The 25,257-nt window shown below is 43.4% G+C and carries 19 protein-coding genes; 9 read left to right on the top strand and 10 right to left on the bottom strand.

Going from position 1 to position 25,257, the window contains the following annotated elements; all coding sequences use genetic code 11:
* Position 1: 1 nt before the first annotated feature.
* The 3 genes from M0C34_RS11185 to imuA are packed head-to-tail and all read right to left on the bottom strand — an operon-like array spanning position 2 to position 5,098.
* Entirely contained in the window at positions 2-3,061 is a 3,060-nt protein-coding gene (locus tag M0C34_RS11185; protein WP_248711767.1) for an error-prone DNA polymerase, read from the bottom strand.
* A gap of 2 nt (positions 3,062-3,063) precedes the next feature.
* On the bottom strand, positions 3,064-4,446 hold the full coding sequence (locus M0C34_RS11180; protein WP_248711766.1) for a Y-family DNA polymerase: 1,383 nt from the start codon (positions 4,444-4,446) through the stop codon (positions 3,064-3,066).
* A 25-nt stretch (positions 4,447-4,471) separates the two neighbouring features.
* Positions 4,472-5,098, bottom strand: a complete 627-nt coding sequence (gene imuA / locus M0C34_RS11175; RefSeq protein WP_248711765.1) for a translesion DNA synthesis-associated protein ImuA — start codon at positions 5,096-5,098, stop codon at positions 4,472-4,474.
* 219 nt (positions 5,099-5,317) lie between these two features.
* Between imuA and fbp the strand changes: the two genes are divergently transcribed.
* Positions 5,318-6,334 carry a class 1 fructose-bisphosphatase gene (gene fbp, locus M0C34_RS11170; RefSeq protein ID WP_248711764.1) on the top strand — a complete coding sequence of 339 codons (1,017 nt, stop codon included), beginning with the start codon at positions 5,318-5,320 and terminating at the stop codon, positions 6,332-6,334.
* A 13-nt stretch (positions 6,335-6,347) separates the two neighbouring features.
* Here fbp and M0C34_RS11165 read toward each other — a convergent pair whose 3' ends face one another.
* Positions 6,348-7,154 (bottom strand): DUF1853 family protein, encoded by an 807-nt coding sequence (locus M0C34_RS11165; protein WP_248711763.1) that lies wholly within the window; start codon positions 7,152-7,154, stop codon positions 6,348-6,350.
* A 136-nt stretch (positions 7,155-7,290) separates the two neighbouring features.
* Here M0C34_RS11165 and M0C34_RS11160 point away from each other — a divergent pair, with 136 nt between their 5' ends.
* From M0C34_RS11160 to M0C34_RS11150, 3 genes are all read left to right on the top strand, one after another.
* Positions 7,291-7,494: a DUF2517 family protein gene (locus M0C34_RS11160; protein ID WP_248711762.1), complete on the top strand. Its 204-nt coding sequence runs from the start codon at positions 7,291-7,293 to the stop codon at positions 7,492-7,494.
* Positions 7,495-7,573: 79 nt separating this feature from the next.
* The gene (locus M0C34_RS11155; RefSeq protein WP_248711761.1) at positions 7,574-8,326 is read left to right on the top strand and encodes a Nif3-like dinuclear metal center hexameric protein; all 753 of its coding nucleotides are present in this window, start codon (positions 7,574-7,576) and stop codon (positions 8,324-8,326) included.
* A gap of 72 nt (positions 8,327-8,398) precedes the next feature.
* Entirely contained in the window at positions 8,399-8,590 is a 192-nt protein-coding gene (locus tag M0C34_RS11150) for a bacterioferritin-associated ferredoxin (RefSeq protein ID WP_248711760.1), read from the top strand.
* A gap of 12 nt (positions 8,591-8,602) precedes the next feature.
* Here the strand turns inward: M0C34_RS11150 and M0C34_RS11145 are convergent, their stop codons facing one another.
* Genes M0C34_RS11145 through cdd form a run of 3 tightly spaced genes read right to left on the bottom strand, consistent with a single transcriptional unit; the run spans position 8,603 to position 11,995 of the window.
* Positions 8,603-9,964 (bottom strand): hypothetical protein, encoded by a 1,362-nt coding sequence (locus M0C34_RS11145; protein WP_248711759.1) that lies wholly within the window; start codon positions 9,962-9,964, stop codon positions 8,603-8,605.
* Between the two features lie 2 nt (positions 9,965-9,966).
* Positions 9,967-11,142, bottom strand: a complete 1,176-nt coding sequence (purT, locus tag M0C34_RS11140; RefSeq protein WP_248711758.1) for a formate-dependent phosphoribosylglycinamide formyltransferase — start codon at positions 11,140-11,142, stop codon at positions 9,967-9,969.
* Between the two features lie 10 nt (positions 11,143-11,152).
* Entirely contained in the window at positions 11,153-11,995 is an 843-nt protein-coding gene (gene cdd, locus M0C34_RS11135) for a cytidine deaminase (protein WP_248711757.1), read from the bottom strand.
* 161 nt (positions 11,996-12,156) lie between these two features.
* Here cdd and M0C34_RS11130 point away from each other — a divergent pair, with 161 nt between their 5' ends.
* Positions 12,157-13,890 (top strand): glycoside hydrolase family 36 protein, encoded by a 1,734-nt coding sequence (locus tag M0C34_RS11130; protein ID WP_248711756.1) that lies wholly within the window; start codon positions 12,157-12,159, stop codon positions 13,888-13,890.
* Positions 13,891-13,908: 18 nt separating this feature from the next.
* Here M0C34_RS11130 and M0C34_RS11125 read toward each other — a convergent pair whose 3' ends face one another.
* The 3 genes from M0C34_RS11125 to M0C34_RS11115 all read right to left on the bottom strand — a co-directional run bounded on the left by M0C34_RS11125 (position 13,909) and on the right by M0C34_RS11115 (position 16,480).
* Entirely contained in the window at positions 13,909-14,448 is a 540-nt protein-coding gene (locus tag M0C34_RS11125) for a hypothetical protein (RefSeq protein WP_248711755.1), read from the bottom strand.
* A gap of 79 nt (positions 14,449-14,527) precedes the next feature.
* The gene (gene sbcB / locus M0C34_RS11120; RefSeq protein ID WP_248711754.1) at positions 14,528-15,940 is read right to left on the bottom strand and encodes an exodeoxyribonuclease I; all 1,413 of its coding nucleotides are present in this window, start codon (positions 15,938-15,940) and stop codon (positions 14,528-14,530) included.
* A 345-nt stretch (positions 15,941-16,285) separates the two neighbouring features.
* Positions 16,286-16,480 (bottom strand): endo-1,4-beta-xylanase, encoded by a 195-nt coding sequence (locus M0C34_RS11115; RefSeq protein WP_248711753.1) that lies wholly within the window; start codon positions 16,478-16,480, stop codon positions 16,286-16,288.
* 198 nt (positions 16,481-16,678) lie between these two features.
* Between M0C34_RS11115 and M0C34_RS11110 the strand changes: the two genes are divergently transcribed.
* The 4 genes from M0C34_RS11110 to M0C34_RS11095 all read left to right on the top strand — a co-directional run bounded on the left by M0C34_RS11110 (position 16,679) and on the right by M0C34_RS11095 (position 25,219).
* A complete protein-coding gene (locus M0C34_RS11110; protein WP_248711752.1) occupies positions 16,679-17,452 on the top strand; it encodes a dienelactone hydrolase family protein in 774 nt (257 codons plus the stop codon).
* 225 nt (positions 17,453-17,677) lie between these two features.
* The gene (locus M0C34_RS11105; RefSeq protein ID WP_248711751.1) at positions 17,678-22,717 is read left to right on the top strand and encodes a PAS domain S-box protein; all 5,040 of its coding nucleotides are present in this window, start codon (positions 17,678-17,680) and stop codon (positions 22,715-22,717) included.
* A 157-nt stretch (positions 22,718-22,874) separates the two neighbouring features.
* Positions 22,875-23,846, top strand: coding sequence for a dihydroorotase (gene pyrC / locus M0C34_RS11100; protein ID WP_248715630.1), 972 nt, complete (start codon positions 22,875-22,877; stop codon positions 23,844-23,846).
* A gap of 953 nt (positions 23,847-24,799) precedes the next feature.
* Positions 24,800-25,219 carry a CBS domain-containing protein gene (locus M0C34_RS11095; protein WP_248711750.1) on the top strand — a complete coding sequence of 140 codons (420 nt, stop codon included), beginning with the start codon at positions 24,800-24,802 and terminating at the stop codon, positions 25,217-25,219.
* Positions 25,220-25,257: the final 38 nt, after the last annotated feature.

Genomic DNA, 25,257 nt, shown 5'->3' with positions numbered 1-25,257 from the left:
ACTAGCGAAAATCGCGGGAACGGACCGATAGATCAGCCAGTAACCACGAGCAATCTTCTAACTTCCCCGCAATAATATGTATCACCTGATCACAGCGCTCTAGTCGTCCCGAAACCTTGAGTAGACGAGCTGAAACAAGGGCTTGGCGTTGTGCTTTAGCGGTTGCTGACCAGACTATCACATTGCTGTTGCCTGTTTCATCTTCTAAGGTGACGAAGGTGACATCGGCCGAAGAACCTGGGCGCTGTCGGCCTACCACGAGTCCTGCGACCTTAACTAACTGACCGTGTTTACACTGATGTAATTGCGCCTGCGAATAACAATTTTTTAGCGCTTGGTGTTCACGCAGTATATGTAGCGGGTGGCGACGCAAGCTGACGCGGGTGGCTAGATAGTCTTGCTTAATATCTTCTACTTCACTAGGTGCTGCCAAGTTTACCGTAGCTTCTTCGGGCATCGGAAATAGTGGTAATGGCGCTTCGGTGCCACTCATTTGCCAACGAGTTTGATGGCGGTGTCCAGCCAAACAGGCAAAGGCATCGGCGCTAGCTAGCGATTCTAAGCTGGTTTTATCGAGCTGTTCAGTGAGTTGAGCTAAGTGGCTAAACCCTTGGCTTGGGCGTTTAGCTAACAGTTGGGAAAATTTACTTTTGTTTAAACCTTTTATTTGCTTTAAGCCAAGACGAACAGCACCTTTGGGTTCGTGGGTGTAATCGAGTTTGTGCTCCCAGTCACTCTGGTTAATATCAATTGGTAATATGCTTACCCCATGACGTTGAATATCTTGAATTAGCTGACTTGGACTATAAAACCCCATGGGTTGGCTATTTAGTAGAGCACAGCAAAAGGCGGCGGGCTCGTGGCACTTTAACCATGAAGATATATATACCAATAGGGCAAAGCTGGCAGAATGTGACTCAGGGAAACCATATTCACCAAAGCCGAGTATTTGTGAAAATAAGCGTTCAGCAAAAGCGGCAGGGTAACCACGCGCTTGCATACCGTTGACCAACTTATCGCGAAAATAAGACAACTTGCCGTTACGCTTCCAAGCGGCCATCGCACGGCGGAGTTGATCTGCCTCTCCGCCACTAAAACCCGCTGCCACCATGGCGAGTTTTATCACTTGTTCTTGAAAAATAGGCACTCCCAAGGTTCTAGCCAATACCGCTTCAACTTCAGGGCTAGGGTAGTCAACAGCTTCTTCACCGTTACGCCGCCGCAAATAGGGATGCACCATATCACCTTGAATAGGCCCTGGTCGTACGATGGCCACCTCTATCACCAAATCATAATAATTACGCGGTTTTAAGCGGGGCAACATACTCATCTGGGCTCGTGATTCCACTTGAAAAATCCCCACACTATCGCCTTGGCACAACATATCGTAAGTGGCGCTATCGTCTTGTGGAATATCGCAAAGATTAATGGTGCGTTGCTCACGCTCGCTTAAACTGGTCAAGCAGCGGCGAATAGCGCTAAGCATACCCAAGGCCAATATATCCACCTTCATTAAATGCAGGGCTTCTAAGTCGTTTTTATCCCATTGAATAATTGTACGATCGGCCATGGCAGCGTTTTCGATGGGGACTAAATGACACAGTTTATCTTGGGCAATCACAAAACCACCAACATGCTGAGACAGATGTCGAGGGAAGCCGCGAAGTTGCTCCACCAATTGGGCAAAGCTGCGGGCGTTTTTCTCTGGCAATAAGCCGGCTTGGATAATTTTTTGGCTGGTATTACTACTGCCATCTCGCCAATCAATGTTGTGATTTAAACCATGCAGAATATGCGCTGGAATTGCTAATGCTTTGCCTATTTCGTTAATCGCGCTTCGGGTGCGATAGGTAACAATACTGGCAGCGAGGGCTGCACGATGGCGGCCATATTTGTTATAGATGTATTGGATCACTTCTTCGCGGCGTTGGTGCTCAAAATCAACGTCGATATCTGGCGGCTCATCGCGTTCTTTAGAGATAAAACGCTCAAATAGTAAACCCACTTGGCTGGGGTTCACTTCGGTAATGTTCAAGCAATAACATACTACCGAGTTAGCCGCCGAGCCTCGACCCTGACACAAGATTTTTTGTTGCCGAGCATAGGCTACAATATCGTAAATGGTGAGAAAATAATGCTCATAATTAAGCTCGCTAATCAGAGATAATTCATGTTCAATTTGCGTTCGCAACGCTACAGAAAGGTTGTCGCCAAAACGTTGTTTTACGCCGTTTTCCACTAACTGACGTAAATACTGCTGGGCGCTATAACCTTGCGGTACATTATCTTTAGGGTATTGGTAGCGAATTTCATTGAGGCTAAAAGTACATTGTTCTGCCAATTTGGCGCTGCGGCTTAGTTCTTCTGGCTGGTAGCGCTGCTGTAAATGTGGCCATTGTAATAAACGGCGTTCGGCATTACTTGAGAGTAAAAAACCAGCTTGCTGAACGGTGCTATGTTGGCGAATAGCATCTAGAATATCGGCGAGTTTCTTCCTACTGGCAATATGCATACGGGGGTTAAGTGAGGCGACACAGTCAATATTGTGTTGTTTGGCTAGTTGGCGATAGCCATTCAATAAGCTGCTGGGTTGCGATAAATGGTTGTGTAACAGCAAATAAAAGGGCTGTACGAGCTGTGTTTTTAGCTGAGATAGGTGCTCAGCTAGTCGTGTTTGATTGGCTTTCACCAACACTAAACACTGATCTAAGCGCTGGTCAAACTGCGCTAAATTGACTTGGTAACAGCCTTTGCTACTGTCTTTTCTAGCTTCAGTGATAAACTGACACAACTGTTGGTAGGCAACTAAGTTCTTGGCTAATACTACCAGCTGGCACTGTTCATTAGTGGTGAACTGGCTACCTATAATCAGTTTTATGGCTAGTGGTTCAGCAGCTTGATGTGCACGAACAACACCGCTTAATGAGCAATCATCAGTAATAGCGATGGCCTGATAGCCATAAGTTTGGGCTTGCTCAACCATTTCTTCTGGATGCGAAGCCCCATACAAAAAGCTAAAATTGCTTTGGGCATTCAGCTCGGCAAATAGAGTGTTATTCATGTTTAAGCAAACCAACCATGTAAGTACCATTGTTGGTTTTCTTGGCAGATCCAAGCCACGCCTTGTTGCGGGCTTTGCGCCATATAATAGTCGCGATTAATGCTCTGGTCATCCCACCAGCCACTGGCGATACGCTCTGGCGGCGAGAGTAGCGTGTAATGCTGAATATTAATTGGCTTTAATTGCGGTAATAACCAACAGGGGCGAGCAAACAGGCTCGGGTCGTTTAGTACTACATCTTGGTGTAACGAGCGATATTGACTAGCGCGCTCTGGTCGGTAATCGGCTTGGCAGCTTAAACGGCTAATCGCCTGTTCGCCTAGCCGGACACTCAGTTGATCAAACAGTAAACTATCGGATGTTGCTTGTTGGCTTTCAAACAAGCCCCTTACTTCACTACCAAGAGGGTATAACGCGTTGCAATAAAGGCTGAACTCAGTCACTGCTGCTGGTAGACGCAGGGTTGCTAACTTTAAACTAAACAGGGCTAACCAGTCTTGGCTAGTTTGTAACAAACGGGCACTCTTTATAAGCACTTGCTCGTTAGGTTTATCGCGGAAATGTAATTCTAGAATAAGGCTGTTACTGCACAGTTGACGTTGTCTTAACCACTGTTGTAGATGCAGGCAGGCTTGTTTAAGCGGAAACATGAGACCTTGAGTTGTGTGGGTTTCACTGAGTAGGGGAAAACGCTGCTGGTAGTGCGCTTTTTGCTGAATGAATGTCAGCGGGGTATCTTGTAAACCAAGGGCTTGATCTAAAGCGGCTAAGCTGTCTTCACCAAGCCGTTTGCGCAACTCAGGTCTAGGTAGGGCGTTTAGTTGCTTTACCGTATATAAGCCCATGGCTTGTAAACTACTGACCTGGTTAGCGGGAAGATCGCTGGCCGTGAGCGCTAAATCCATCAATTGTTGGCTACCAGAGCCTCGTTGTTTTAAATCTTGTGAACGTACTAGCCAACGTGCTGCTAGGGCGGTATCTGCATGAGCAATGCGCAAGCTAAGTTGTTGTTGCTGATAGTGCTTAGCGAGTTGCTTAAGGTGTCGCTCTGGCTTCTCATAAATGCTGAGCATGCCAGCCCCGCTAATATATAAGCCCTGCTCAGGATGAAGGGCTACTTGGGCTGAATAACGTAAGGCTTGTTGGGCTAAATCGTTGAAATAGGCAGCACACGATAAATCAGTTTGTTCATATAAACGTAATTGTGGCGCAAGTTGGTAGGCGGTGTTAAGTGAGCAACCTAAATAAACACCGAGCTGGTAGGCAAAGTGGTTCAGTTGAATGATTTGTTTGTTGTGATGAATAGCCAAGGCCTGATTGGCAGGATACTCGCGTTGCAATAAGTCCAACGCGAGTTGAGGAAAATCAAGATATATCCAATACATGTGTCACTTGCATAATAAGTACCGGCTAGTTAAGTCGCGGAATGCTTTGCTCGTAGAGTGGAGCACCGCCGCGCCGCTTTAGCAGGTGATAGTTGATATGATTAGGCGCCTTACTTGGATGTAGGGCCATTCGTACACTGGCGCTAGAATTTTGCTGTTGTTGTTGCAGCGGTCGAAATAAATAACTTAGGCAATCGCCTTGTTCTGCAGCAAGTTGCAAGCGTCGACTGGCTTTTAAATCCAAACCGTTTAACCAACCTAGTACCGCACCACATGAGCCACTCTTTAAGGCCTGTTCAATGGTCCAAATTACGTCACTACATTGCTCGGGGCGAATAATAATAACTTTGCTAATGTCTACACCATGTTGTTGTAAGGCTGGCGCGTTAGGCATAAATGGCGGCGCGACCCAAATAATCCATCGAGACTGCTGACTTAACTTAGCTAGCGCTGGAAGCAGTAATTGCAACTCGCCAATACCATGATTTTCATAAAGCACCTCGGTGATGCCACCTTGTGGCCAGCCATGGTTAGGTAGTTGCTGGTCAAGCTGTTCAAAGCCACTTGCATGAACGTCAAGATGACTGCGTTGCCATTGGCTGCCTTGCCATACCTTGTTGCTTTGTAGCAGTTGTTCAATTTGTTGCGCCATTGTTTGCTCCATGCTTTAGTCAATGTCATTAAGTGACTGTGTTTTTATACAGTGTATGGATATACAGTAGTTCTTGATTGAAAGATTTGCAAATGTTTTTTTCGCCTATATGTATGACAATTAGATCTGAACGCTAGTAATTTTTCGTAAATACTTGCAAAATAACATTGATGACTGAAAAGGTTTTCAAGGAAAGCGTGCTTAAAAATAGGGATAAAAATGATAACTCTTGGTGAATACATAATAGAAAAACAACACCAGTTTCCCGATGCAACAGGGGAGCTAACCCAACTGCTGGGGGCTATTCGCTTAGCCTCTAAAGTGGTCAACCGTGAAATCAACAAAGCCGGCCTAGTTGATATTATTGGTTCGACTGGCGTTGAAAATGTTCAAGGAGAAGTGCAACAAAAGCTAGATTTATATGCTAACGAAAAATTTAAAGCGGCCTTAGAAGCCCGTGGTGAGGTATGTGGTGTAGCCTCCGAAGAAGAAGATGAGTTTGTTAGCTTTGACAGTTCACGGTCTATTGATAGTAAGTATGTGGTGTTAATGGATCCACTCGATGGCTCCTCTAACATTGATGTGAATGTATCAGTAGGTACTATATTTTCCATTTATAAACGTATTAGCCCTTGTGGTAGCCCAGCGGTATTAGAAGATTTTTTGCAGCCAGGTAACCGTCAAGTAGCGGCAGGTTATGTCGTATATGGCTCGTCTACTATGTTGGTATATACCACCGGACATGGTGTACACGGCTTTACGTGTGACCCTTCCTTAGGCGTGTTTTATTTGTCTCATGAGAATATGACCATTCCTGAAGATGGGGTGATTTACTCTATCAATGAAGGAAACTACCTCAAATTTCCAACCGGTGTGAAGAAATACCTAAAATACTGTCAGGAAATTGAACCAAGCACTAAACGTCCTTACACTTCTCGTTACATTGGTTCACTAGTGTCTGATTTTCACCGCAACTTGTTAAAAGGAGGCATTTATATTTATCCTTCTACGGCTTCAGCACCCACAGGTAAGCTGCGTTTGCTCTATGAGTGCAACCCGATGGCTTTCTTAATGGAGCAAGCCGGTGGTAAAGCCAGTGATGGCTTTAATCGAATCATGGATATCGAACCGATAGAGTTACATCAACGTGTTCCGTTCTTCTGTGGGAGTACCCATATGGTAGAAACAGTAGAGGGAATGATGCGCGAGTACTCGTCTGAAGAACAAAATAGTTAGCGGTTAATTCTGTTTATTCGACAGCATTTGCCCTGATGAGCCAATCATCAGGGCAAATAAATATTCGCCGTGGAGCCTGTTGGTTTTGTTTGGGTAAATAAAGCTGAATAGGCCCTCGGGTTAAGGGGATGTTATTCTGCCATTTATTCAGAGAATACCCTTGCGGGTTTAACCACTGCTGCTTACTTAAAGCATACCAATTGCTTTGGTGCATCGCTTGCCATTGGCTTTGGCTGTACCAATGTAAATGTTGCGGTTCAACATGCTCAGGCCTTCCCAATGCAAATAAATACCCCGATAGCAAAATGCGTTGCTTAAAGTGGTAATTAGGATAGCGATTGCATAAAGCTTGAATGTTTGGATGACGGCCCAGCGGAATTTGCTTGAGTATTAATTTACTGAGTTTATTGCTGAGTTGGTCATGTTGGTTAGGACCTACATAGTCACTTGCTTGCGGGCAGTCGTTCTTAGCCAGGTAAAATTTAACCGCAAGTTCCCAGTGCTCTATCTGTTGTAAGCGGTGATTTATCACTAAAAAATCGATGGCACCTAGGGTTTTTCCATTTTGTTGTATCGCTACGTTGTCGGCTAACATATGCCAGTCGGGGTGAAGTGCAATCAGGCTTCGCCATAATTGTTCAAAGTATAAACCTAGCCGCGAGTTGGGTTCAGCGCTGGTAGCGGTATTTAAATGCTGAGTTAGCGCTGTTTGCCATTGTTTTTTCCAGTGCTGATCAACCGCGAAAGGCAGTGAATGCGACAGCAACGTAGGCGCATGCAAGCACCACTCTAAATCACCCAAAAAACTGTCCCGCGGCATAAATGTTGCTCCTTTGTTATTTTTTTACATCTATTTAAACGTTTTGCTTTTTATTTAAACGTTTTTTACGGTTTATGTAGTTTTATTACTAAGTTTTAGCTAGTATTTAGTGGTCTAACCAGTAAGGGTGTTCAACATGAGTAAGCAATTTTCAACTAGCATTATCATCGGTCGTCGTATCGCGCTATTTTTCGTCGGTTTGATTTGTTTTCCATTTGTGGCTTTGGCAGGTTTAAGAGCGCCGTTTTATAGCGCATTGCACCGCCAATGGATAAAATGTAATGACCGTCCAAGTTGGATGCAGCAACTGGAAAAAAATAGTCAATTTGTACTTTTTTAAGTAACGCTAAATAACTATAAGACTTGTTTCTGATCGTGTCTGCTACTTACAATGTGCCAAACCATTGTGAGTTAAGCTAATGAAAAATACCCGATTAGAAAATATATTAAATCAACATCTCGAAAGCTTTAAGTTTAAAGACTATTGCCCAAATGGTTTACAAGTTGAAGGCCGAGAGCAAGTTAAGCGTGTTGTGACAGGTGTTACTGCTTGCCAAGCCTTAATCGACCAAGCTATTGAGTTAAAAGCTGACGCTATCTTAGTGCATCACGGCTTTTTCTGGAAAAATGAAGCCGCGGTAGTAACGGGGATGAAACGTCGCCGATTACAAGCTTTGCTCAATCATGATATCAACCTTTACGCTTATCACTTACCTTTAGATGTTCACCCTCTGTTAGGCAATAACGCCCAATTAGCTCAGCGCCTAGGCATTACCTTAAAACGTGGTTTAGAACCTTGGGACCCTCGCAGCGTTGCAATGGTTGGAAAACTCGCAGAACCGATGTCGGGTGAAGCTTTTGCCGAACGCATTGAACAGGTGCTAAAACGCAAACCACTACATATCTCAAATCATCAAACTATCCATAAAGTAGGGATCTGTACAGGCGGTGGTCAGTCTTATTTAGGCTTAGCAGCAGAACAAGGCTTAGATGCCTTTATTAGCGGTGAAATATCTGAAAATACAGTACATACCGCCAGAGAAATGGGGATAGATTATTTTGCCGCAGGCCACCACGCAACCGAACGCTACGGCGCACAGGCCCTAGGCGAATGGTTAGCACAAGAGCATCAACTAGATGTTCGCTTCATTGATATAGATAACCCTGTCTAATTATAAAAAAGGTATTGCGAATGATAATGGTTCGCAATATAATTGCGATATTGTTATTAATGAGGTGAAGCAATGTTTGTATGTTTATGCCACGGCATTACCGAAAAGCAAATTCAAGAAGCTGTACAGCAGGGTTGCGAAAGTTTGACTGATGTGCGAGAAAAGCATGGTGTGGCTTCACAGTGTGGTAAATGTGCAAAAATGGCTAAAGCCATCATTAATAAAGAATTAGACATTACACCCAAATATTACCAAGTAGCCTAATCTTTAGGCTACTTACTCAGCATCGTCACGATGAATAAGTAAGTCAAAGCCTTTATCTCGCCAATATTGAACCAGCTCTGGTTGCACTCCCAAAATAGCTAATGAAATATTTTTTTCTTGGCAGCGTTGTTTGGTGACTTGCCAAAAGTTGCGGTTATCATTATTTACGTTTAGCAAAATCCACATATCTAATGACACAACCAATACGTCTATCAAATCAAGTACCGTTGGGTGGTTCTTTAGCTGCGCGACTAAATTAGGTTGCCACGCGAGTTTGACTTGCTGTTGCTTAATTCTGATTAAATTAGACAGATTTTCCATTGGAAATTCAGGGCTAAAAACTAACATCATCTCAGAACCCTGCTCGGCTAAGCGGGTGAGTTCAACATTATTTTTAAGTAGTGTTCGTTCAAAATGATGCCAATATACTGCGTTTAGTGGCGCCTTACATCTCGTCATTGTTTCTATTTTAGCTTCACTGTTTGGCCAGTCCCAGTAACCAGCTAATTCATTGCTATAAGTATCTCGAATCAAGTAATGGCTATGTTTTGTGGCATGACCTAATTGGTTTAACTTATGGCGGTAGAGGCGAAAGAACTGACGACTTAAGTAAGCTATTTGCGGTTTGAACTGACTAATATGAATAGATGTGTATAAGTTTAAGCCATAGTGTTTAGCCAGTAAGATAATGCTGTTTTTAAGCTTAGACTGCTCTTGGAAAATGAGAATTAGACCGGGGCGATGAAATACTGAGGCGAGGCTTTCAATGACATCGATAATTGCAGGGTCATCATCAAATACAGAGACCAAAACGAGGTTAGCTTGCTGTAACCGTTGAGCAGCATTATCCTGCTTCGGTTGCCAGTACTGGGTTTGGCTAAATTCAAAATTGGTCATTTCTTCGAGTATCTTACTGCGCTCATTTGGGCAATAAAGGTAAACTTTTTTTCGGTTTGCCCAAGCTTGATATTGGCTGTTTATGTGCTTGCACCAGTAGGCAAATTGTTCCGTGAACTCTTGCTGATTCGCGCAATAGGTGAAGTCGGGAAGGTCAAAGGCCATCGTTGGCATTTGGCCCACCAAGAACACTGAAATTTGTGATTGTTCTTCAAGCAAGCCGGCTAACAAAGCGAGTTGTTCGGGGGCAAGCAAAGCACAATTGAAAACAATGCCATCAAACTCGTTAGACTGTTGTAGCTGCAGTTGCAGCTCATCGATTTGATTTACTTCGACATGTTCTATTGAGTATTCAGATGGCGTGGCAGCTTGCTGAAACCATAAAACACGCAATAGTTTTGAAGGGGCAGGGCTTGAACTTGGCGCTAATAATAGCGCCAACTCTTCATCATTCAGCGAGAATGACCCTGCCGTCATAGCTAGTAAGTGACCTTAACTTTACTTGCTACTTGCTTAGCATTTTTCACCGCTTGTTCGATACTCGCACTGCGATTAAGGGCGACACCAAGACGCCTTTGACCATCAATATCGGGTTTAGAAAACAAACGTAGTTGGCTATCAGCAATATCTAATGCCTCTGCTAAGCCGTTAAAACGAATATCTTTAGAGCTGCCATCACCCATAATCACTGCTGAAGCACTGGCGCCATATTGTTGAATTTGTTTGATTGGTAGTCCCAAAATGGCTTTGGCATGTAATGCAAACTCGGATAGATCTTGAGAAATCAAGGTGACCATACCGGTATCATGAGGACGTGGGGATACTTCACTAAAGAACACCTCATCACCTTTAATAAAGAGTTCTACACCAAATAAGCCGTAACCCCCCAGCTCTGTGACTACTTTACGAGCAATCTCTTGAGATTTAGCTAAGGCTTGGTCTGACATCGCTTGAGGCTGCCAAGACTCGCGATAATCACCATCTTCTTGGCGGTGACCAATGGGGGCACAAAAGTGAATCCCATCAACGGCACTGACGGTGAGTAGAGTGATCTCGTAATCAAAATCAACAAAGCCTTCAATAATAATACGGCCAGCGCCTGTGCGGCCGCCTTCTTGAGAATAATCCCATGCGGTGATGACTTGCTCGTTACTACGTAAGGTTGATTGTCCCTTGCCTGAAGAACTCATCACTGGTTTAAGCACGCAAGGTAAACCTACTGCTGAAACTGCTTGTTGGCACTCTTCTAGGCTATCAGCAAATTGATAGGCCGATGTGGGTATCGCAAGCGTCTCTGCGGCTAAACGGCGAATACCTTCACGATTCATCGTCAGTTGAGTGGCTCGCGCAGTAGGAGTAACCGCAAAGCCTTGTTGCTCTAATTCAACTAAGGCTTGGGTAGCGATAGCTTCAATTTCAGGAACAATATGCTGGGGCTTTTCTTTAAGAATGAGTTCTTTTAGTGCTTTTTCATCGGTCATATCAATAACGTAACTACGATGCGCGACATGCATTGCAGGCGCATTGGGGTAGCGATCTACCGCAATGATTTCTACGCCGTAACGTTGTAGTTCGATGGCGACTTCTTTGCCAAGTTCGCCTGCTCCGAGTAATAACACTTTTGTTCCAGAATCGCTTAGCGCAGTTCCTAACATTTAAATACTCCTAAGTTAAAGGGTAGCTATGATGGACCATAGGTTTTCGAGAATGTTCCGCAAAATTTTCCAATTCTTGCCTAAAGCTGAATGGATTGTCGATATGTTCCCATAACTCAAATCGTTCAACTTTGTCTAAGCTCAGGTGATTTAGCGTTAATTGCGATAATAAAGTGAGAAGCGGCGAGAGAGAAGGGTTAAAAGCAACGTTTTCTAAGTAACAGCTCCAAGCGAGCAATTTATCACCGTGATAGGCAAACATTGCGCTCTGAGTTTGGGTATAAGGTGAGTAACTCGCTTTAGCAAAATCGGGGGCTTGTTTGGCGGTGGCTAAATCTAAACGGGCCAAGGGGGCTTTGATGCCCAAATCATTAGGGCCAAATGATTGTGGTAATAATTCAGGAAAGGCAAAATTCTGCTGATTAAAGTGCACCTTAAGGCTTGCTGCGTTGGCTAATTCGTTAATGAATTGGCGACAATAACCACAAGGTGCAGCATTGATGACTAAGTCTGTTAGCTCGTCAGCTTGGTGACTTAATGCATTAAAGATGGCACTTTGTTCAGCGTGTAGGCTTCCGGTCAATGGGCCATATTCTAATTCATAATTGGCCCCCATAAAGAGCTGTTGTTGTTTGTCTAGGGCGATGGCGCCAACATGAAAGTTAGACTTAGGCGCAAATGAAAAACTAGCGGCTAATGGCAGCATTCGCTCGGCGAGTTCTATTAGGCTACAGTGTAATTGTTGGCATATTTCTGTGGTTTGCGCAGTGGTCAGTGAACTGGGAATTAGCTCACTGTTTACCACCGTTTTTAGTGCATTAAGCAGCGGCTGGTCTGGTTGGGTCTCTGGCATATTATCGTTCCCTTTATTTTTTATCCAAGCTAGCAATAAATAGTGAATAAATTGCTAAGACTTCGATTATAATCCGCCTTATTCGTGTTTACCCAACATATATCATTTATTTGAGGCTTGGATCCTAGCGCGTAATTTATTGTAACTGAAGGTGTTGATACGTGTTTTCAAATCTAGATTCTGTTCTGCAAACTGTTCGGCAATGGCATTTATCTTCTCCCCAGCACCAGGTGCTATTTACTCCCCAATGGAGTAACCAGCAGTGTGTTGTAAGAATAGATAATCTGTCATCACATAGTTTAGCTTTAGGTCAGATAGACTTATTGGCTGGCCAATTACCAGAAAACGCAATGTTTCATGGTGAAGGTTTTCAAATGTTGGCGCAAAACTATGGTTGCCCCGAACAGGTCATCGCTATTGGTCGTTGCCCCGATGCAGGTGAGTATCGTCTGAGTGAAGATCGTGACCATTTCACCGCATATAACCAGCTACTTATTGAAAGCGGGGGAATATTTACCTTATTAGCCTTTAGTTCTTGTGAGCGATTTAGCGGCTATTTTAAAGTTTACCCCGACGGGCGTTTGATCATCGGTATTGATACCGATACCTTGGCAGTGAACGCACATCAATATATAAACAGTGAGAGTTTGTTTGTTGGGCATAACGCTAGCAGAGAAACATTGTTGGCTGAGTTTGCAGCTACTATTGAGCAACATCATCCACGTTTACCATGGCCAAATAAGCCTAATGGTTGGTGCTCTTGGTATCACTACTATGCAGATGTAACCGCCAATGATATTGAAGAAAATTTACAACAGTTATTGAGCCCGCATGAGCATCTCGAGTACCTATTGATTGATGATGGTTACCAAGAGTTTATGGGCGACTGGCTGTACCCTTCAGAGCGCTTTAGTGGCGGTGTAGAAAGTCTATGTAAACGGATTCGTGAACAAGGAAAAGAACCCGCTATCTGGGTGGCACCTTTTATCGCTCAACCAGAGTCGCGGCTATTCCAGCAACATCCAGATTGGTTTGTAAAAGACCAATTTGGCCAACCACTCGCCGCTGAAGAAGTCACCTATGGTGGTTGGCGCTGTACGCCTTGGTATGTACTAGATACCACTCAGCCAGAGGTAAACCGTTACTTACACGATGTATTTAGTCATATGTATCATCACTGGGGCGTACGTTACTTTAAATTAGATGCCATTTATTGGGGGACCTTGGCAAAGGGGTATCGTGCAGATATTAGTAAAACCCGCATTGAAGCTTATCGCATGGGCATGGAAACCATTAATCACGCCTGTGAAGGTAAGGCTTATATATTAGGCTGTAATGCGCCCATGTGGCCATCTTTAGGTTTGGTTCATGGAATGCGTATTGCCGACGACGTTGAGCGAAATATTCATCGCTTTAAACAGATTGCAAAGGAGACGTTTTTCCGCAACTGGCAAGATCAACGCTTATGGCATAACGACCCTGATTGCGTAACCTTAAATAACATCGCTCATCAGCAAACCAATGAGGCGGCTTATAACTGGCATCGAATTAGTTTGTTGGCCAGCAGCGGTTTGGTATTTTCTGGCGACCGTTTGCAACAGTTACATCCTCAACAGCGAGAAGTATTAAAAGTACTGCAACAAAACCAAGCAGAAGCCGCTCGTTTTGAAGATTTCTCACTACAACACGCTAAACAGTATCAAGGAGGAGAATTGTTACGACAGTATTGGTTTAACTGGAGTGAGCATAAAGACCTTACCATTGAAGTGGGGCTAAATGAGCAACAATGGATGGTGTTGTGGTCGGATGTCAGCTTTGAGTATCAAGCGTGTGGCCAGACAATAACCATGACTTTAGCGCCAAACAGTGCAGTGGTATTTGAAAAGAAAAACTAAAGAAATAGTTAAGTGGGTTTAGTATTTAAACTCTAAGCCCACTGAAAAGTTACTATCGCCATAGCCTGGGATTTCATGACTAGAGACGATGGTTTTCATTAGTAGCTGTTGATTAATCGGCGCGACAAAGCCTAAGCCTACAGCAATATCTGATTTATCAACCAAATAAGACATCTGTCGTTGACCTAAACTATGATAAATAGAGTCTTCGTGTAGCTGGTTGTAGACCGAGTATTTGGGATCATAGACATGGCTAAATAATTCAATACGAAACGAATTAAAGGGAGTTTGAACAATGGGTACTGCTACCATGTCGTATAACTCTGACTTAGCAAAATAACTGTTAGTTAATGTCGGAGAGAAATCGGTATCTTGGTAGGTTTTCTCAAAGATATCGCCTAGCAGTGCAAATTGCTCAGCACTTAAGCGCAATAAAGAAGAAGGGCGAAGTAACAAACTGTCTTCACTGTAGCAAGTAGGGGAATAGCAAATGACGGTAGCGACAGCAAAACTTGCTGCAGTGGCTAACGACAATTGTAATTTGCGTTTAATTCCCATAACTCGACTAAGCTATCCTTATATTTGTAGGACGAATTATACCCTAGCAGCAATAATAAAGTTACTTTTAGCTCACGTTTTAAAGATTTTCTATATAGCTATAGAGACTTTTTAGAATATTTGTCTTATTAGTATCATTTTGATACTCGAACATTAGGTTTTCTAGATCGGGTAATATCTGGTTAATTTGTTCATTTAAGCTAGATTGCCGATGCGCTTGCCATTGTTGTAATTCAATTTCGTTTAAACATTCAGGATAATTTCGGCCTTTGAAGCGCAGTATTAAACGATTAAGCCGAGGGTCTGAAAACTGAAACTGCTGTTTTGTTACCAGTTGCGGATCACTACTACGCAATACCTGCATAAGGTTTTTATCTGCATTTCCCACAAAGCCTTTATACAACGAAGTGTCTGGATTGTCGTCTTCTTCAAATTGACGTTCCATTGCAAATACTTGGCTTAACTTAGCTTCAATTTCCACTTTGTGTTGGGACAATAAATCCAAACTTTGACGACACTGAGTACGATTTAGTCCCAGTTCTTCGGCGCGTTGCGGCGTAAGGGTACTCGCAGGAGCCAGTACAGGGCATTTATTCGTGTGAATAAGCTTAACTGGGATTGGTAGCTCATCAGTCGCTAAATTAGCATGTGCAGTATATAGGCGTTGATGAATCTGTTCAGCGCTGAGTTCGAGTAAGACAGTAGCATCTTTATTCAAATCAACCACTATCATGGCGTTTTTATTCACTGGGTGCCAAGTAATAGGAAGTATCCATGAAGCACAACCTTGGCTTGCACCAAACATACCTGATATATGTACCAGCGGTTTGTTATTAAGCAAATCGAACTGTTGAGCAACGGCTTTTTTTCCGCGTAGCTTGAGCAAATAATCAAATAATTTAGGCTGTTTATCTCTGATTAACTTTGCCATGGCAATGGTGGCGTAAACATCTGATACCGCGTCATGGGCGTTGGCATGGCTTAAACCATTGGCTGCGGTGAGCAATTCTAACCTAAAGCTCACTAAGCCATCATCATTGGTAGGCCATTCTATCCCTTCGGGGCGAAGAGCATAACAGGCGCGAACCATATCTATGAGGTCCCAGCGTGAATTACCATTTTTCCATTCGCGCTCATACGGGTCTAGAAAGTTTCGAAATAGCGTATACCGAGTAACTTCATCATCAAATCTAATGCTGTTATAACCCACTCCACAGGTGCCTGGAATGCTAAATTCTTGGTTAACTCGCTCAATAAAGTCACTTTCAATTAAGCCTTTTTGAAGTGCAGTTTGCGGTGTAATGCCGGTCACTAAACAAGCTTGAGGGTGGGGGACGTAATCATTAGGTGGCTGACAAAAAAGCTCGATCGGTTTGCCTATCGGATTTAACTGCCAATCCGTTCGAATTGCAGCAAACTGGCAAGGGCGATCTTTAGCTGGGTGTATGCCAAAAGTTTCGTAGTCGTGAAATAGAAAAGTGTTGTCGCTCATGGCTGTTAGTAATCTTATTTGTCAGCGGGTCTTTAACTTTCATAACAATAGCATAATTTGCTAGCACTTCTGATAGCTGAGCAACTAAGTGTTTAGTTTGCATCCAATTATTACTATGCAGCTTATCGAATGTTCAATTTGATAAGCTGCATCTCAAAAAAGTGACTGCTAGGCTGTTGATGTGTATGCAATAAGATTTGAAAGACCGGGTTTTCGACGTTTAAGGCTATCCAATGAGCGGCGCTATAGCCGAGAATCGAAAGAATAATTGGAGAGCATAAAGGTAAGATATTTAACAACACCGTCAGCATTGTGGCTGGCGGCTTAGGTAATTTTTAGAGTGATCTACTGGCTTGTCTCAAGCGCATCAGCGACACCTTGTAATGCCGGTTTTGCTGTATAGTCATTGAAAAATAAAAGTGGCCACTCTGTCGTTGGGCTAGGCCAACCTTGTAACCAACTATCTCCATCGATGGTTCCCCATATAGTAATACCACCGCGTTGATCCGCGGGCACCGTTTCTAAATATGTATTAACCATGCCATCATCGTATTGCTTTTGTTAATTCAGCAGGCCTTTATCTTCATTAAACCGACTATTCGTTGCAACGTTGATGGTAGCGCCACATTATGGCGAATTAACGTATAGCGTTATTTTGTTCTTATTTAGTTGAGCGCTAATCTTTTCGACTACACTGTTCGTAGTCTAAGGGTCAGTTTAACTCCATAAGGATATGTAATGAAATATTTCACCTTGCTTGCAAGCGCTATGTTTGCCTTAAACGCCAATGCTGCCATGGTCAGCCAAACAGTCACCCACACTATTGGTGATACATCCTTCGAATCTACTTTAGTGTTCGATGATCAAAAACAAAACTTGCCCGCGGTGTTGATGGTGCCGAATTGGATGGGGCCAACCGAAGGCTCATTAACAAAGGCTAAAAAAATTGCAGAGATGGGTTATGCCGTGATGATGGCCGATGTATACGGGGTGGGTGTTAGACCAAAAAATGCTGATGAAGCCAAAGCGGCGGCAACGGTATTACGTAGTGATCGGGCGTTAATGAGAAGCAGAACCAAAGCTGCTTTAGAAGCGATGAAAGCCAATGTACCTGCCGGGAATGTCGATGCGAATAAGGTCGCAGCAATTGGTTTTTGTTTTGGAGGAGGGGCGGTATTGGAGTTAGCGCGTCACGGAGAACCGCTTAATGGTGTGGTTTCTTTTCATGGTAATTTAGATACCCCAAACCCAAAGGATGCCGAAAACATTAACACCCCAATATTGGTTCTGCACGGTGCGATAGACCCATTTGTACCGGCAAGTCAGGTCGTGGCCTTTGAACAAGAAATGACGGCGGCCAACACTGATTGGCAATTTGTCTCCTTTGGTGGGGCTGTGCACTCATTTACCAATCCTGCGGCTAAGATGGCGGGTAAGGCTGAGTACCACCCGAAAGCGGCTGCACGGTCCTATGTGATGATGGATAGCTTCTTCGCTGAAACCTTAAACTAACGGTTACCATTAACATAAAGAGTTGATTTGCCCTCAGTGTTTAACTGAGGGCATTTTCATAGACAGTATCAGTACTATAACTGCATTTAAATTTCAAAAGATGAACGGTAAAACATGGGCTTAGGTCTGTGCCCGCTATATTTAGGCTATCATCAGTAGTAAAGTTATACTTTGACCTTTGATTTTTACCCAAAGGGAATCATTGCCTAGTCACAAGGATGGTTTATGACGGTTGAGCAGTTGGTATTGGTATTATTAGCTTTACTACTCACTATCGTATTTTTATTGCTGAAGTTACGCAAAATTACGATTGAGAACTTCAGTCTATTGCTGAATTCTCGAAAGAGCGTATTGGTTCTTTTTGCCATCTTTTCGCTGGCATTTGGTGTCATTGCTGCAATTACCAGTATCGGTTTGAATCAGCTGAAACAAACCCAGTTTGCCCAACTTGAAAATGTGATTGAATCGGTACTAGATACCACTGACGCGGGCCTTGTTGAATGGAAACAAAGTTGGCAATCCAAAGTTAATGCGGTTTTATTGGATACGGCATTTCAGCACTTTTCATCGGTCTTACTTGAATCAGAGCATACACAATCGGGGCTTTTGGCCAACCCTGCTTTAGCCGGTTTACGTAAATCGGTAGATAACTATCGGGTTATCTTTGACGATTTGGGATTCTTTATTATTTCCCAAGAACGGATCAATATCGCCTCAATGCGTGACAATAATCTTGGTGAGATTAATGTGATTACTCGCCATTACCCGCATTTACTTAATCGAGCCTTTAAGGGGGAAACGGTCATTATTCCTCCCATTCGGGCTGACATAAATTTAGGTGGTTATAGTAACACGACCATGTTTATTGCCGCCCCCATCAAGAATGGTGATGGTCAAGTTGTTGCGATATTTACCCTGCGAATGAATCCTGAAATTGAATTTAGCCAGTTATTGAAAGGCGCAAGAATTGGTGATTCCGGAGAAACCTACCTCGTAAACCGTTCCGGTTTTATGATTTCGCCGAGTAAGTTTGAACATCAATTGGTGGCTAATGGCTTACTTGAGCCCCATCAATCTTCGGTCCTTAATGTCAAACTTAAAAACCCTAATACTCTAGATCAGCATGATTGGACCGAAAGTGGCTATTCGATCATTAGTAAGCAAAGTGGCGAAAATTTTGAGGGCTATATTGATTACCGCGGTGAGAAGGTGGTGGGTTCTTGGCGTTGGGATGAAGAGCTGGAGATTGGTCTAGTTTCAGAGATTGACCATCAGGAAATAATGCAAGGCTACCTGCATTTTCGCAACATTGTTTTGTTGGTGCTGGGGGCCGCCGTTGCCTTCTGTATGTTTTTGTTTGCTTTAGTTTTTGCTTTAGCCAGAAAAGTAAATGTTCGTTTAAATCGCTCTAAAAAAGATCTCGAACGTCAAGTTGAAGAACGAACAATCAAACTGAAAGAACGAGAAGCGTCCCTGTGGGACTTATATGAAAATGCGCCTATTGCTTATGCCTCTCTTAGTGCTTCTGGTGCGTTTCTAAAACATAATTTGAGTCTAGCCGAAGCCTTAGATATTGAGCGAGATGCCTTTGATAATCTGAGCTGGCAAGATATTGCTAGTGAGCAACAACACGCCAAAGCTAAACAGTTATTTAATGATGCGCTCAATGGGCTAAGTCACCATGATGAAAGCTTAGAAGTCGTTGTTAAAGGGGGAGAAGAAAAAACCTTCAGCGTGAATATTCAACCTGGTCGACGCCTTAATAATGAAGTGGTAGAAGTGAAAGTGTCATTAATGGACATTACCGAACGTTATCAAGCGCGCCTAGCTCTAGCTGACAATGAAGAGCGGATCCGAACCATTGTGGATACCATTGCAGACGGTATTGTGCTTATCGAACAATCTGGCATTGTTCGTAGCTTCAGTCCAGCAGCAGAGCAAATATTTGGCTATTGCGAAGCAGAAGTCGTGGGTAAAAACGTTAAAATGCTGATGCCAACAGACATCGCTGAGCAGCACGATCAAATATTGGCCGATTATCAACCCAAAGTTGAATCAACCGTTATAGGTAATGAGCGAGAGGTGTTTGGTAGACGTAAAAATGGTGAATTATTCCCTATGGAATTAGCAGTAAAAGAAGTGATTTTGAAAGGGAAACGCCATTTTACAGGAATCATCAGAGACATCACCGCACGTAAACAAGCGCAGCAAAAAATAGCCGATAGCGAGCGTCAATTTAGGACCTTAACCAATAATTTACAGTGTGTAGTCTATCGCGTTCGCCTCACTGAGAACGGCTCACCCGAGTGGCTCTATTTAAGCGATCAAATTGAGCAGCAAACGGGTTATCCAGTTGCAGATTTCTTAGGGCCGACCCCTACTCGCCGATATCGAGATTTAGTACACCCAGAAGATGTAGAACAAAGTATTGCCCGTTCTCGTACTTTGAACAAAGAGGGGGGGGCGATTTCTCAAGAGTTTCGAATTATAGATGCCTCTGGTCAGACAAAATATATGCTGCAAAAAGCCTATGTTTCTTTGGATGACCATGGTGTTCCGGCATATTCAGACGGCGCTATTTTTGATATTTCAGAAATAAAGCAAGTAGAGCAACAACTTCGAGAAAGTGAAGAGCGGCTGGACTCTGCCGCCTCAGGTGCTGGCTTGGGGATGTGGGACTATTATCCTCAAGAAGACCGCGTAGAGGTGAATAAGATTTATGAAACTATGCTGGGCTATCACGTGGGCGAATTGCGTGATGGTAATGGCTTATGGGCACGTTTGCGCGGTGACTCAACAACTTGGAGTGATTTGATTCATCCCGATGATGTAGTACCAAACAGTGAAAAGTTAGTTGAGCATTTAGCACATCAAAGCGAAGTGCTACGTAATGAGATTCGCTTGTTGTGCAAGGATGGGCACTATCGTTGGATCCTCTCGATTGGTCGGGTTTCTGAGCTTGACGAACAAGGCAAACCGCAGCGTATTAGTGGTATTCACGTTGACATACATGAGATTAAGCAGTTAGAAGCCGCTCTCAACGAAGCGCGAACCCAAGCAGATACGGCGAATCAGGCTAAAAGTGATTTCTTAGCGAATATGTCTCATGAAATTAGAACGCCAATGAACGCCATTATAGGGATGTCTTATCTCGCTTTAGAAACAGACTTAAACAATAAGCAGCGTAACTATATTGACAAGGTTCATCGCTCAGCAGAGGCGTTGCTTGGAATTATTAATGACGTTTTAGATTTCTCTAAAATTGAAGCCGGTAAGCTAGATATAGAGGTTATCGATTTTCGTTTAGAGGATGTATTAGATAATTTGGCCAATCTGGTGGGGTTAAGAGCTGAGCAGAAAAGCTTGGAGTTATTGTTTGATATTGACCCTAATACTCCAACAGCGTTGATTGGCGATCCTCTTCGTTTAACTCAGGTGTTAGTTAATCTTTGTAATAACGCTGTCAAATTCACAACCGAAGGGGTTGTGGTGGTCAAAATAGCGGTGTTGTCACAGTTAGATGAACAGGTACATCTGAAATTTTCCATCAGTGATACTGGTATCGGCATGACGCCAGAGCAACAGACCAAATTATTCAAGCCTTTCTCTCAGGCCGATAGTTCAACCACCCGTAAGCATGGTGGTACAGGTTTAGGTTTAGCCATTTGTTTGAAGCTGACCGAGTTGATGGGCGGAAAAATAGCATTAGAAAGCGAAATCGACAAAGGAAGCTGTTTCTATTTTGACTTGCCGATGATGATTCAAAAAAATGCCAAGCCACTCAACGAGAGTAAGCAGATACAACTAACAAACTTAAAGGCTTTGGTTGTTGACGACAATTTTAATGCTAGAGAGATAAATGTTCAGGTTCTAGAAAGTTTTGGGTTAATCGTCACTGCCGCTAGCAGCGGCAGTGACGCCTTAGCATTGATTGAGCAAGCTAAGGATACTAATGCTTTCGACATGGTATTTATGGACTGGAAAATGCCGGAAATGGACGGGGTAGAAACGGTTCGTCAAATGCAACAACAAGGTGTATCAGCAGATATTATAATGGTCACCGCTTTTGGGCGCGACGAACTCAGTTCTGAGGCCGCAGATATTCACTTAAAAGCGATTTTGACCAAACCTGTCACTCCTTCTCATTTATTCGACACTATCGTAGAAGTGAGAAAAATCGAAGTATTTGAACAAACGCGTAGAGAAGTTAAGCGTCAAGGGTCTAATCAAGACATTATTCAACTGGCGGGCGCTAATATACTAGTCGCCGAAGACAACGATATTAATCAAGAGTTAATTATCGAATTATTAAACTCGAACGGGCTTACGTGTCACGTTTGTGATGATGGTGCTCAAGCAGTTGAATACTTAAAACACCACCAAGTTGATGGGGTATTGATGGATTGCCAGATGCCAGTTATGGACGGTTATACCGCCACTAAGGTTATTCGCGACCAGCTAGCTTTAAAGCAACTACCCATCATCGCTTTAACGGCTAACGCTTTGGCTGGCGATAGAGAAAAAGCAGTGGATGCCGGTATGAATGATCACGTTTCTAAGCCGATTAATGTTAACAATTTGTTTGCGGTAATGGCGCAGTGGATTACCCCTAAATGCCCTCTGCAAAATACCCGTTCTCTGACACATTCAATGACGCTTGATGAGCCAGTTTTACCCGTTGTTGAAGGGCTGAATACCGTGGTTGGCTTGGCTAATGCTAACGGTAATCACACACTGTATTTGAAACTGTTAGCTAAGTTTTCGGATACGGAAAACCAATCCTTCCAAGCCTTACGGAGTGCTAAATCGCAAAACCAACTTATCGAAGCGCAGCGTATTGCTCATACCATTAAAGGTATTGCTGCCACTTTAGGTGCGGAGCGAGTGTCACCGTTGGCTATGGTTATTGAGCAGCAAGCAGAGCTCGCCGACGTCAACGATGATGATCTGGACAAATTGTCCGCTGAGTTGCTGCGGGTTCAGCAGCCCTTGAGACAGTTCTTTTCGTCTGCAGATCTACCCTCTGCGGAAAGTAAATCTAGCGAAGTGGCCACACTTGATGAAACAGCGATAGCGCTTCACCTTCAACAATTACAGGGGCTATTAGACGATTTCGATAGTGCTAGTAATGATTATATCGAGCAGCATGCAGATATCTTAATGCGCTTCCCCAAACAAGCGAAGCAATTGCAAATTTTGATCGACGAGTATGATTATGAAGCGGCTAGTCACTTGCTGGTCGAAATGAGTGAACAGTTAACATAGTTTTGCTGTCATATCCTGAGCCAAGGGCGAGACTTGCTGGTTTAGTTCGGGTAGACTTCCAGCCCATCGTTAATATCGACTTTAGGGGATAGTTGTGACTCAAACGCTTACCATTACCAGACCTGATGATTGGCACTTACATTTACGCGACGGCGCGATGCTGAATGTAGCTGCAAATGCGACCGCTCAGCATTTTTCTCGTGCGATCATTATGCCTAATTTAACACCTCCTGTAACTCAGTTAAGCGACGCCAAAGCTTATTATCAACGTATTAAGCAAGCCTTGTCAGAACAAAGCGAGTTTGAACCCTTAATGACGCTCTATTTGACTGATGCAACGACGCCAGCGATGATTGCAGAAGCTGCTGCCAGTGGGATTGTTAAGGCCTGTAAACTATACCCAGCCAATGCGACTACCAACTCAGCGCACGGTGTTACTGATGTCACTGCATTACGTCCAGTATTTGAAGCGATGGCTGAGCATGGCCTATTGCTATTAGTACATGGTGAAGTGACACACGCTGATATTGATATTTTTGACCGTGAAGCGGCATTTATTGATGCGCATATGCGTGATTTGGTTGATTCACTTCCTAATCTTAAAATTGTCTTTGAGCATATCACCACCGCAGAAGCGGCTGATTTTGTTCTAAATGCACCCGATAATGTGGCGGCAACAATTACTCCACAACACTTGATGTATAACCGGAATCATTTATTAGCCGGCGGTTTACGCCCACATAACTATTGTTTGCCGGTGTTGAAGCGTCAAACTCACCAGCAAGCACTGCAAAAAGCGGTTGCCAGCGGCACTAAAAAAATATTTTTAGGGACCGACTCTGCACCACATCTACAGGGAGCAAAAGAAAGTGCTTGTGGGTGTGCGGGATGCTATAGCGCGCCTGCGGCCATAGAGCTTTACGCTGAAATATTTGAGCAACTAGGCATACTGGACAAGCTAGAAGCTTTTGCTAGCTTCAATGGTCCTGATTTTTATGGTTTGCCACGTAACAGTGAAACCATCACCTTAACTAAAGATGCTTGGCAAGTGCCAGAGAGCGTAATGGTTGAAGAGCAAGCTTTAGTGCCATTTTTCGCCGGTGAAACTCTGCAATGGCAGGTGAAATAAGCAAAAAAAAGCCCCTTGTTAGTTAAAACAAGGGGCTGCGTAAATTGTGTAAAGGTGTACACAGCAATAGGTAACTAAACGCGATGATTGAGTTAGCGACTCAATCGAGACAAATCATATAACGTAGCCGCCGATCTCTCTATTACCCAAATGGGTGATATTGGAATTTTGTTGGGGGGAATTTGCTATATTTATTGGTGTATTCTTGGTTCAGCCAAACCTTACCAACAAAAAAAGCCCCGTGTCGGTGAGGACAAGGGGCCTGCATAATTTGTGTAAAGGTGTACACAGCAATAGGTAACTAAACGCGATGATTGAGTTAGCGACCCAATCGAGATAAATCATATAACGTAGCCGCCGATCTCTCTATTACCCAAATGGGTGATATTGGTGTTTTGTTTGGGGTATTTGCTATATTTATTGGTGTATTCTTGGTTCAGCCAAACCTTACCAACAAAAAAAAGCCCCGTGTCGGTGAGGACAAGGGGCCTGCATAATTTGTGTAAAAACTTACACAGCAATAGGTAACTAAACGCGATGATTGAGTTAGCGACTCAATCGAGATAAATCATATAACGTAGCCGCCGATCTCTCTATTACCCAAATGGGTGATATTGGTGTTTTGTTTGGGGTATTTGCTATATTTATTGGTGTATTCTTGGTTCAGCCAAACCTTACCAACAAAAAAAAGCCCCGTGTCGGTGAGGACAAGGGGCCTGCATAATTTGTGTAAAAACTTACACCGCAATAGGTAACTAAACGCGATGATTGAGTTAGCGACTCAATCGAGACAAATCATATAACGTAGCCACCGGTCTCTCTATTACCCAAATGGGTGATATTGTTAGAGATGCTCTAAATATTGGTGTTGAAGGCCTAATTAGCCGCAATACTGGTGCAAATCATAGCTGCCAGCTAAGCTAAAAGTAGATGTGTTGAAGGGAGGTATGGTTATGCCTGAAAACTTGAAGGTTCGTGACTATATGTTAACGAGGCCGGTTTGCTTTACAGCCAAACAACCTATTGCTCAGGTGGTTCATACCTTACTAGAGCATAAGCAACTTGGGGCGCCGGTTGTTGATCAACAAAAAAACTTGATTGGCTGGATCTCACAACAAGATTGTCTAAAAAGTTTATTAGAGGCGATGTATCACTGTGAAACGGTCTCTCTGGTTGAAGATATTATGCGTAGTGATGTGTTAAGTGTAGACCCTGAAACTAGCATATTAGAGTTAGCTCAAAGTATGTTGGAGCAAAAGCCAAAGATGTACCCAGTGATTGAGCAAAATAAGTTATTGGGAATGATTACCCGTGAGCAAATACTGGGCGGTATCGATAAACATTTGAACAGTTGCTATAAACATGTGAGTTAGACTTGTTTTCTTAGCCATTGTTGTTAGCATTTGCGCCT

Source organism: Agarivorans sp. TSD2052 (assembly GCF_023238625.1).
GTDB lineage: Bacteria > Pseudomonadota > Gammaproteobacteria > Enterobacterales > Celerinatantimonadaceae > Agarivorans.
The sequence above is the reverse complement of the archived record's forward strand: the minus strand, read 5'-3'. Positions and strand labels throughout refer to the sequence as shown.

Coding starts and splice junctions, on each gene's coding strand:
- M0C34_RS11185 (WP_248711767.1), bottom strand. CDS start 3,061: ATGAATAACACTCTATTTGCCGAGCTGAATGCCCAAAGCAATTTTAGC.
- M0C34_RS11180 (WP_248711766.1), bottom strand. CDS start 4,446: ATGTATTGGATATATCTTGATTTTCCTCAACTCGCGTTGGACTTATTG.
- imuA (WP_248711765.1), bottom strand. CDS start 5,098: ATGGCGCAACAAATTGAACAACTGCTACAAAGCAACAAGGTATGGCAA.
- fbp (WP_248711764.1), top strand. CDS start 5,318: ATGATAACTCTTGGTGAATACATAATAGAAAAACAACACCAGTTTCCC.
- M0C34_RS11165 (WP_248711763.1), bottom strand. CDS start 7,154: ATGCCGCGGGACAGTTTTTTGGGTGATTTAGAGTGGTGCTTGCATGCG.
- M0C34_RS11160 (WP_248711762.1), top strand. CDS start 7,291: ATGAGTAAGCAATTTTCAACTAGCATTATCATCGGTCGTCGTATCGCG.
- M0C34_RS11155 (WP_248711761.1), top strand. CDS start 7,574: ATGAAAAATACCCGATTAGAAAATATATTAAATCAACATCTCGAAAGC.
- M0C34_RS11150 (WP_248711760.1), top strand. CDS start 8,399: ATGTTTGTATGTTTATGCCACGGCATTACCGAAAAGCAAATTCAAGAA.
- M0C34_RS11145 (WP_248711759.1), bottom strand. CDS start 9,964: ATGACGGCAGGGTCATTCTCGCTGAATGATGAAGAGTTGGCGCTATTA.
- purT (WP_248711758.1), bottom strand. CDS start 11,142: ATGTTAGGAACTGCGCTAAGCGATTCTGGAACAAAAGTGTTATTACTC.
- cdd (WP_248711757.1), bottom strand. CDS start 11,995: ATGCCAGAGACCCAACCAGACCAGCCGCTGCTTAATGCACTAAAAACG.
- M0C34_RS11125 (WP_248711755.1), bottom strand. CDS start 14,448: ATGGGAATTAAACGCAAATTACAATTGTCGTTAGCCACTGCAGCAAGT.
- sbcB (WP_248711754.1), bottom strand. CDS start 15,940: ATGAGCGACAACACTTTTCTATTTCACGACTACGAAACTTTTGGCATA.
- M0C34_RS11115 (WP_248711753.1), bottom strand. CDS start 16,480: ATGGTTAATACATATTTAGAAACGGTGCCCGCGGATCAACGCGGTGGT.
- M0C34_RS11110 (WP_248711752.1), top strand. CDS start 16,679: ATGAAATATTTCACCTTGCTTGCAAGCGCTATGTTTGCCTTAAACGCC.
- M0C34_RS11105 (WP_248711751.1), top strand. CDS start 17,678: ATGACGGTTGAGCAGTTGGTATTGGTATTATTAGCTTTACTACTCACT.
- pyrC (WP_248715630.1), top strand. CDS start 22,875: ATGCTGAATGTAGCTGCAAATGCGACCGCTCAGCATTTTTCTCGTGCG.
- M0C34_RS11095 (WP_248711750.1), top strand. CDS start 24,800: ATGCCTGAAAACTTGAAGGTTCGTGACTATATGTTAACGAGGCCGGTT.